Source organism: Kiloniella majae (genome assembly GCF_002118315.1).
Lineage (GTDB): Bacteria > Pseudomonadota > Alphaproteobacteria > Kiloniellales > Kiloniellaceae > Kiloniella > Kiloniella majae.
The window spans coordinates 193993-202775 of record NZ_MTSZ01000007.1; the positions used below are offsets into that span (position 1 = coordinate 193993).

General features: G+C 46.3%; 8 protein-coding genes and 1 tRNA gene. 6 read left to right on the forward strand and 3 right to left on the reverse strand.

The features are described from left to right. Positions 1-13 precede the first annotated feature (13 nt). Both BKB51_RS17695 and BKB51_RS17700 read left to right on the forward strand, forming a co-directional pair. Positions 14-679, forward strand: coding sequence for a hypothetical protein (locus BKB51_RS17695; RefSeq protein ID WP_198946788.1), 666 nt, complete (start codon positions 14-16; stop codon positions 677-679). Between the two features lie 241 nt (positions 680-920). Continuing rightward, on the forward strand, positions 921-1664 hold the full coding sequence (locus BKB51_RS17700; RefSeq protein ID WP_125911870.1) for a hypothetical protein: 744 nt from the start codon (positions 921-923) through the stop codon (positions 1662-1664). 8 nt (positions 1665-1672) lie between these two features. Here BKB51_RS17700 and BKB51_RS17705 read toward each other — a convergent pair whose 3' ends face one another. Next, on the reverse strand, positions 1673-2272 hold the full coding sequence (locus BKB51_RS17705) for a nucleotidyltransferase family protein (RefSeq protein ID WP_158090273.1): 600 nt from the start codon (positions 2270-2272) through the stop codon (positions 1673-1675). A gap of 122 nt (positions 2273-2394) precedes the next feature. Further along, positions 2395-3981, reverse strand: a complete 1587-nt coding sequence (locus BKB51_RS17710) for an ATP-binding protein (RefSeq protein WP_085902449.1) — start codon at positions 3979-3981, stop codon at positions 2395-2397. A 163-nt stretch (positions 3982-4144) separates the two neighbouring features. Between BKB51_RS17710 and BKB51_RS17715 the strand changes: the two genes are divergently transcribed. Continuing rightward, the gene (locus BKB51_RS17715) at positions 4145-5530 is read left to right on the forward strand and encodes a flavin monoamine oxidase family protein (protein ID WP_198946789.1); all 1386 of its coding nucleotides are present in this window, start codon (positions 4145-4147) and stop codon (positions 5528-5530) included. Between the two features lie 141 nt (positions 5531-5671). Continuing rightward, positions 5672-7474 (forward strand): translation elongation factor 4, encoded by a 1803-nt coding sequence (gene lepA / locus BKB51_RS17720; protein WP_085902451.1) that lies wholly within the window; start codon positions 5672-5674, stop codon positions 7472-7474. 112 nt (positions 7475-7586) lie between these two features. On the opposite strand, the gene BKB51_RS17725 is transcribed toward lepA, so the two are convergent. Beyond that, complete coding sequence (locus BKB51_RS17725; RefSeq protein ID WP_085902452.1) at positions 7587-7901, reverse strand: hypothetical protein; 315 nt, start codon at positions 7899-7901, stop codon at positions 7587-7589. 227 nt (positions 7902-8128) lie between these two features. Here BKB51_RS17725 and BKB51_RS17730 point away from each other — a divergent pair. Both BKB51_RS17730 and BKB51_RS17735 read left to right on the forward strand, forming a co-directional pair. Further along, a tRNA-Ser gene (locus BKB51_RS17730) sits at positions 8129-8219 on the forward strand. 169 nt (positions 8220-8388) lie between these two features. Next, on the forward strand, positions 8389-8709 hold the full coding sequence (locus BKB51_RS17735) for a hypothetical protein (protein ID WP_085902453.1): 321 nt from the start codon (positions 8389-8391) through the stop codon (positions 8707-8709). The last annotated feature ends 74 nt before the right edge of the window (positions 8710-8783 follow it).

The window sequence follows — 8783 nt, forward strand, 5'->3', positions numbered from 1 at the left end:
TAAGGAGGCGCTTATGTCAGAATATACTTCAGAGCCTGAGCTAACCCCGGAAGATAATAAATCCCCTCAAATGACCGTGCGTGAAGCTGTTGGTGTTTTCCATAGTGCAGGTGAATTGGAAACAGCCGTTGATGAGCTTCAGAATGCAGGGTTTGACCGATCAGAAATCAGTCTTCTGGCCAGCGAAGCAACAGTCACTGAAAAATTAGGACATCGTTACGATTCAGTTACTGAGTTAGAGGATGATGAGAATGTTCCTCGTACAGCTTATGTTGAGCGTGATTCGATTATTGAGGGAAAAACAATTCTTATTGGTGGGTTAGCTTATATCGGTGCTATTGTCGCGGCCGCGCCAATCGTTGCCTCGGGCGGATCATTAGCGGTTGCAATCATCGGGGCTGTCTTGGCTGGTGGATCCGCGGGTGTTTTTGGTTCTTTTGTGGCGGAGTGGATTGGTCACAAGCATGCGGAATCAATCGAAAGCCAACTTCAACGCGGCGGACTATTATTGTGGGTGACACTTCGGGATCAGGAGCAAGAGCAAAAAGCACTAAATATTCTGAATAAACTGGGAGCTGACGACGTCCATTGTCATGATATTCCTGTTACGGATGATCCAGCGAGCAATCCAGTACAGGGGACAAGAATTGATCCCTTTTTGCCCGGTGCTTCTATATAGCTCCGCATGATACTGTAACATCTTGTTATTTATAGGTGTTGTTGTTTTTTGTGACTCGCTAAGTTCGAGCTGCTGTTAAGGCAAACTATACCTTGCGAACGATTGAGTTGAATTTTTTTCCTTAGGGGTAAAATAGTGAGGGAAAAAATTGCAATATGGTTTCTCAAAATCTTCCTTACTATTTGAAAAGCAACGATAAAATTTGTGGCCTGATATTTGCTTTGTAAAGCCAAAGAGTTTTATGAGGTGGGAAAACGTGGGCGTAAATATGGATGTTGTTTCTCTGAGTACGGGCGTTGGGCATGGTTTGCCAAATGCTGTTGCCCCGGTACCGAGTGACGAGCGCTTAACATCGGGCAGTAAGGCTAAACAGCAAGAGAACACCAGTTCGGCGGCTTATGAAATTACCTTGTCCGACGAAGCAAAAGAGCTTTTGGCACGTATGGAAGGTTCTGTTCAGCAGGTCGGTGATGTGCGCTTTGAAGATCTCCTGCCTGCTGAACAAAGCCGCATCCGGGATTTGGAGAAACAGCTCACAGAAATATTTGGAGAGCCTGCCCATAAAAAACTGCGTACAGATGAGAAAGAGCAAATTGCCGCTTTGCGTCAAAGAATGAGTGATGTTTTGGGCTTTGCACCTACGGCTGTTGACCCTATGCATCATAATCTTGTTCAGCGCTTGGAGGAAGAAGCCGAACGCATGCTTGCTGATCCTCAAAAAATCATGACGGAAAACGAAGAACGGCAATTGGCGGTGGTTTTCTCTCATCTCGAGAGTCTTCAGGGCGTTTCCGCGGTTAGTTATCAGGTTCCACCAGAATTGGATGAGCACATTGGTGCCTTGCAAGGGCAAGTCGATCAAATCTCAGGTGCTGCGGATGTTAAGATTCCTGGCACAGGTGAGATGCAGCAGGTTACAAAAATCTTTGACGACCTCGCGGGTATCTATGATGGTGCTTTTCGCCGGATGATGAAGGTAAACTGAATTCGGCCCTAAAATTTAGTTATTAGGTCTGGCCAACGATCTTGCCACCGCTTTTTATCTTGTCGAATTTTGAATTCAAATAATTTGTGTTCTTTGAAATAGGGACAGGGACGAACCTTTTGCTGATAAAGATCATCTAAGCCAAAGGGGTGTAGAAGTTCGATCTCCCCTTCAGGTGTTAGTCTTGCGGCGATTGCTGTAACGGTTTCTGGCCAATGCTGTAAGGCGTCATAACAATCCTGATAGGGGCGGTCTCTGTTTACTTGATGCATTCGGGCCTGATTTTTGACGGACCAGTTCCCAAAAATCGTCTCTATCTCTGGTGCTTGTAATCTTAGTTTTTTTTCGTAAGCATGCTCTGTTTTTTGCCGGGTGTCTTGCGGATCAAAATAGACGACATCAATATCGCTTTTGATCGGTGAGGATTGGATGTTTTGTAAATGATCCCAATAGGAATTTCTTATTAATCCCGCGGCGACCCAGCAATCAGGAAGTTCAAGGTCTCTGACAACTTTCAGGCAACCCACTAGCTGTTCTGATGATTGTAGAAAATTAATCAGGTGAGTGCTATTGGCCTGGGTTCTGGCAGTCTGAGTTCTGTCGGGCACAGAATATCCCTTTGTCACATTTATTCGGCTATTATCGCAAAAGGTCGGGATACGGTGATCCCAGACATGAGATAACAGTCTGAATTCCTGGTTTCGTCAAGGATGAACGAGCTAAACTGATACTAACTTTCGCGAGATTGGGTCCGCCAACGTTTGAGAGCATAGTTGATATGGTTGGCATCAAAACGGTCTTCGGCCCAGTTGTTGGCAAAGCTTGCGGTGTTACTCTCGGGTAATTCGTTTGCCGAGAGTTCGTGGAACCTGATCCGGGTTGGGAAATTCACACCCTCTCCCACCACGATTGCTTCCTGATTTCGAAGGGACGGCAGAGATTTCAAAAGACTGGATGATGACTGAGGCAAAGTGCGTTGCACAAACATCTGGTCGCGCTCGTTACTCATCCGCAGAGAAAACATTGTATTACATTGTGATAAGATGGTTTCGGAAAGCTCTGATGGTCTTTGTGTAATAAGTCCTAGTGATACACCGTATTTACGCCCTTCCTTGGCGATCTGTTCCAGAGCTTTACGCGTCGGGGCAAACCCGGAATTTTTATCATAGGGCACATAGCGGTGGGCCTCTTCGCAAACGACGAGGATGGGAATAGGGTCATGTCTGTGCCCCCAGACAGCGAGATCAAACATGGTTCGGCATAGCAGGGATACCATCACATCCACAACTTCGGACGGAACGCCAGATAGATCGAAAATAGAAACCGGTTTGCCATCGTTGGGAATGCGCATAAGCTGGGACAGGATATAGCTCATGTTATCGCGTAGGGCGACGTTCCCGAACATAAAGGCATAACGGCGGTCACTGCGTAGGTTTTCCAAACGGTTTTTCAAACGCTGAAATGGTGCAAGTTGCTCCGGTTTGCCTAACTGCCCCATGAGCTCGTCAATGCGGTGCACCAGATCAGATAGTTTATAGGGAACAGGGGTGTCAACGGTCAGGGTGTTCGCATCCGTTCCCTGATCACCCCAGTTCAATTTGGCTGTCAAAATCGCATCTTTAAGAATACCGGCCTCAATATTGCGGGCTGCGGGTTCTTTACTGCAAAAAATTTCAACAGACTCTTCAAAATTCAAAAGCCAGTAGGGCAAACGCAATGATTCAGGGCTGAGAGATTCTGCTTTGTCTTTAAAGGCGGCTGAATATTCATTGTGCGGGTCAATCAGAATGATATGTCCGCAAGGGTGACTGTCGAGGATGGATTTCAGGATGACTGTCAGCGAGCAGGATTTTCCGCTACCTGTTGTGCCAAGAATCGCAAAGTGTTTACCCAAAAGCGCATCGGTCATGATATAGGCAGGAAGCTTCCGTTCCTGGGACAGTGCGCCAACAGTAAAACAGGGCTTGTCCGGGCGGGCGTAGATTTCCGCAAGTTCATCGGTTTGCACGGGTTCTACTTCTGCCCCTAGCACGGGAAAGCGGGAAACCCCACGTTGAAAACCGGGCAGTTCACCTTTGTCCGGATTGATTAGCTTTTCCCCCAACAGATCAATGGACATCACCTTGACGTCATCGGGGCTTGGGGGGTGAGAAGGTTTGGGAATTTCCATATCACTGATCAAGCCAAAGGCGATCGCACTTTCCGACTGGATTCTGATCATCTCTCCGATTGTTGGAAGATCGACGTCCGGGGCAACCGAAGCCGAAAGACTGTCGCCGCTGATAGATGTGACATAACCGATGGTGTTTGTGGACACGGACAAGATTCCTTCAAGAAAAACGAACTATTTCAATATTAGCGTGGAAAAGTTTACAGGGGATTTAGGTTCTACGGGTTTAAGGTCATATTAGCCTAATGGTGTAATGCTGGTTATAAGTTGAGAGAACTCCTGTGTTTAACCAGAATTGAGAGGTTAGGCTGTGACTGATCCTACCGTTTCCAACAAAAAACGTACCTTGAACAGGCGGCAAATTTTAAAAGGGGTATTGGGGATTGGCGCATGTATGTCTGCTTTTCCTCTGACAAAAGCACAAGCGTTGAAGAGGGATGTCGATGTTATTGTTATTGGGGCTGGGGTCGCAGGGATGGCAGCGGCTCAAGCGTTGGTGCAAGAAGGGTATGATGTTCTTGTCTTGGAAGCTAAAGGCATCATTGGTGGGCGGTTAAAGACGGATTGGTCACTTGGTGCTCCTTTTGAGGTTGGAGCAGGATGGATACACGGGCCTGTGGGAAATCCCATTACAGATTTGGCCAAGAGTGTGCAGGCAAAAAGCTTTGTGACCGATGACGTTAGCAGTTTCGTTTTTGATCATAAAGGTGGTGAAATTGAGGACAAGATTATCACCAATAAATTCAAAGATCTTATGAGAGTTTATAGAAAGATCGATGATACTTTTGATAGTGATCAATCCTTGGAAAAAGCGATAAAACGAGTTTCGCCTCAAACTCTGGAAGATCCCGTAAGCCGCTGGATGTTGTCGGCCTATACAGAGTTTGACACTGGTGGCCCGATAGAGAATTTATCAGCATACTACTTCGATGAAGATGAAGCATTTGATGGGGCGGATGTTGTCCTGCTTGATGGGTATGATTCCATACTAGAACCTCTTGCAGATAAAGTTGATGTTTTGCTTAATCATCCGGTTGATCATATTGAATATGAAGAGGGAGATGGCGTGACCGTTCATGCCAATGGTGAGGCATTCGAAGCCTATGCCGTTGTTTGCACATGTCCCTTGGGTGTTCTCAAAAGCAAGAAAGTTAAATTTTCTCCTGCATTACCTAGTCGTATCCAAAAAAAGATTGATCGTTTGGGAATGGGAAATGTCACTAAGGCTGCGCTAAAGTTTGAGAGTGCTTTTTGGCCGATTGATACTCAGTACTTTGGCGTGATGACAGAAGATAAGGGGCGTTGGAATTATTTTCTCAATTACCGTACCTTTTCTGACGAGAATATTTTGCTCGGTCTAAGCGTGGGTGCTTATGCGGGAAAAATTGAACAGTTGCCTGAGAAAGATATCGTGGACGATTGCATGATGGTCATCCGGGATATGTTTGGAGTGGGCATTCCCGAGCCGATGGATTTTCAGGTCAGCCGCTGGTCCAAAGATTCGTATAGTTTGGGGGCTTATTCCTATACCCGTGTTGGGAACAAACCCGCAGACTTTGATGGTTTTGCGGACCCGGTTGAGGACACGTTAATTTTTGCAGGTGAGCACACAACTTTTAAACATCACGCAACAGTACATGGTGCTTACTTGTCTGGGTTGCGCGCAGCAGAGCAGGTCATGGAGTTGATTGAGTAGTTCCTGCCGCAATCATTTTGAATGCTTTTGCAAAGAGTTACTCTGAATTTATCAATGGTTTGCTATTCTAATGCAGAGAGAGATTGCGCATTTCGGCTTTAGGGCTTATCTTCCGCACGATTATTGATAGGCATGAAGTTAATGGCTGATTTAAAACATATTCGAAACTTTTCAATTGTTGCGCACATCGACCACGGGAAATCGACCCTGGCGGATCGGTTGATTCAGCATTGTGGCGCGCTAAGCGACCGTGAAATGCAGGACCAGGTTCTGGATAACATGGAACTTGAGCGCGAGCGTGGCATCACCATCAAGGCCCAGACCGTGCGTCTGAACTACAAGGCCAAAGATGGCGAGATCTATCAGCTCAATCTGATCGATACTCCCGGACACGTTGATTTCACCTATGAGGTCAGCCGCTCACTTGCAGCTTGCGAAGGATCTTTGTTGCTGGTTGATGCATCGCAGGGGGTTGAGGCTCAGACGCTGGCGAATGTGTATCTGGCGATTGATAATGATCATGATATCATCCCTGTTCTCAACAAGATTGATTTGCCCGCAGCAGAACCTGATCGTGTTCGTGAACAGATCGAAGAAGTCATCGGTATTGATGCAACAGATGCCCTGACCGTTTCCGGGAAAACCGGCGAAGGTATCGAAGAAGTTCTGGATGCCATTGTTGAAAAGCTGCCAGCCCCGGTTGGCAACCCGGACGACAAGCTGAAAGCATTGCTTGTTGATAGTTGGTACGATAGCTATCTCGGCGTGATCACGCTGGTTCGTGTGGTGGACGGTGTGATCAAACCGGGCATGAAAATCCGCATGATGGGAACGGGAACCACGCACCTTGTGGATGCTGTTGGTGCCTTCTCACCAAAATTGACCAAACTGAAAGAACTCCGCGCGGGTGAAATTGGTTATATCACGGCTGGTATCAAACAGATTACGGATACCAAGGTCGGGGACACCATCACTGATGAAAAGAACCTTGCTGTTGAACCCCTAGCGGGCTTTAAACCTTCTGTGCCTGTGGTCTTCTGTGGTCTTTTCCCAATTGATGCCAACGATTACGAGATGCTGCGTGATAGCCTCGGCAAACTGGCCCTGAACGATGCGTCGTTCCATTTTGAGCCAGAATCCTCTGCTGCGCTTGGTTTTGGTTTCCGCTGTGGCTTCCTGGGTCTTCTACACCTTGAGATTATTCAAGAACGTCTGGAACGCGAATTTAACCTCGACTTGATTACGACTGCGCCGAGTGTGGTTTACAAAATCCACATGACAGACGGGTCGTTGATGGAACTGCACAATCCGGCTGACTTCCCGGATGTGGTCAAGATTGATCATATTGAAGAGCCGTGGATCAAAGCAAACATTCTGGTGCCTGATGACTATCTGGGACAGGTGTTGAAGCTGTGTGAAGATCGCCGTGGTATTCAGCAGGAACTGACCTATGTGGGCAGTCGTGCCATGATTGTTTACAAGCTACCTTTGAACGAAGTGGTTTTTGACTTTTATGATCGCTTGAAATCCATTTCCCGCGGTTATGCCAGCTTTGATTATTCCATCGAAGGTTATGAAGAAAACGAACTGGTGAAGGTTTCCATTCTGGTGAATTCAGAGCCAGTGGATTCTCTATCAATTATCGTACACCGTTCTCAGGCAGAACCACGGGGACGTATCCTTTGTGAGCGTTTGAAAAGCCTGATTCCGCGCCAGCTGTTCAAAATTGCTGTTCAGGCAGCAATTGGCGGCAAGATCGTTGCGCGTGAGACCATTTCTGCCATGCGTAAAGATGTGACTGCCAAGTGTTACGGTGGTGATGTATCCCGTAAGCGTAAGCTTCTGGAGAAACAGAAAGCGGGTAAAAAGCGCATGCGTCAGGTCGGGAATGTTGAAATTCCTCAGACGGCTTTCCTTGCGGCCCTCAAGATGGGTGACGATTAAGGTTTTTGCTTTAAAGCGCTATTAGAAATAAAGCTCTGACCGATTTTCCCTGTTTTCAGGAAACTATTGGTCAGAGCTTTTTTGTGCGCCTTGTCTATTAACTGACTTTTCTCTAGCGGCGTCTTCTGCGGCTACTTTTAAACAGATAACCGGGTATCAAGAAGACCGCGGCGGCGATAAGGCCAAAAACAAGGGTAGGAAGAAAGAGCAGGGGCGAGAAGACATCATCCCATAGCCATAATCCGATATAGCGTTCTGTCACTGCTTGCAGCAGATTGAGCGAACCGGGGTGCACCGCAAACCAGTTTTCCCCCAACAACGAGAGCTGAAAGCTGTCTTGCTCCATCAGCTGGAAGAGGTCAAAGGCGAGCGACGCGAGGGCGATTGCCAGAAAGAACCAGCCGAGTATCCGCAGGACTAAAGTCATACTTTTTAATTCCAATAAAATTTCAGCTCAAATTATGCTGTCTTTAATACCAGCATACAGCTTAACAGTATAAGGATGAGTAAAGAAATTTTGTCTGTCAAAATCAAGACTTAACTGCTTTGACATGGCTTCAATAAATGGTGTGTCCATCAGGTGCAAAAAATGGTTGCATCCTCTGCCCATACCCATTAAGTTCCGCCTCGCACCCAAGGGTGCCCTATAATGCTGGAGAGGTGGCCGAGTGGCTGAAGGCGCACGCCTGGAAAGTGTGTATACGTTAATCGCGTATCGAGGGTTCGAATCCCTCTCTCTCCGCCATAACGAAAACCCCAAGGTAACCTGCCTTGGGGTTTTGTCTTATTGTTCGTTCTGATGCCTGTATATTATGTTAAAAATGGCCATTCTTGCTATCTAAGAGGCTTCTGCTACGCTCTTCGGTGTAAGAATTTAAAAGCCTTAAATCCATAGATTATGAGTAATTGAGTTAATGAATTTAATTTATCTAAATCGTTTAATTATTTTATTTTCTAGCTTTTTCCTCAGCTTATCTGTTGCGAATGCTGAAAATTTACAAGCGTCCCATTTTTTACATAAAGGTAGGGTTCTAAAATGGGCAAAAAGTCCCGTTGTTGAGTACCTTGGCCATGATAAGAAACAGCCTAAAATATTGCATGATATCCTTGATATTTTTAACAGGGAGATAAGGCCTTTAACTGGAATCGAATTTCTTTCTAGGGATAAGGTTTATTCAGACTCATCTGTTCGTGGAAACGTTTTTATAATAACTCATTCCGGAATTTCAGAGTGACCCGTCCTGAAATACGTTGACGTTTTTTTAGGTTATAGCCAGCTGCATTTTGCAGCTGGCTTTTTTATGCACTT

What these genes read in the sequence shown, in the direction of transcription:
- BKB51_RS17725 (WP_085902452.1), bottom strand. Translation starts at nt 7,901, where the DNA reads ATGACTTTAGTCCTGCGGATACTCGGCTGGTTCTTTCTGGCAATCGCC.
- BKB51_RS17735 (WP_085902453.1), top strand. Translation starts at nt 8,389, where the DNA reads ATGAATTTAATTTATCTAAATCGTTTAATTATTTTATTTTCTAGCTTT.
- lepA (WP_085902451.1), top strand. Translation starts at nt 5,672, where the DNA reads ATGGCTGATTTAAAACATATTCGAAACTTTTCAATTGTTGCGCACATC.
- BKB51_RS17700 (WP_125911870.1), top strand. Translation starts at nt 921, where the DNA reads ATGAGGTGGGAAAACGTGGGCGTAAATATGGATGTTGTTTCTCTGAGT.
- BKB51_RS17695 (WP_198946788.1), top strand. Translation starts at nt 14, where the DNA reads ATGTCAGAATATACTTCAGAGCCTGAGCTAACCCCGGAAGATAATAAA.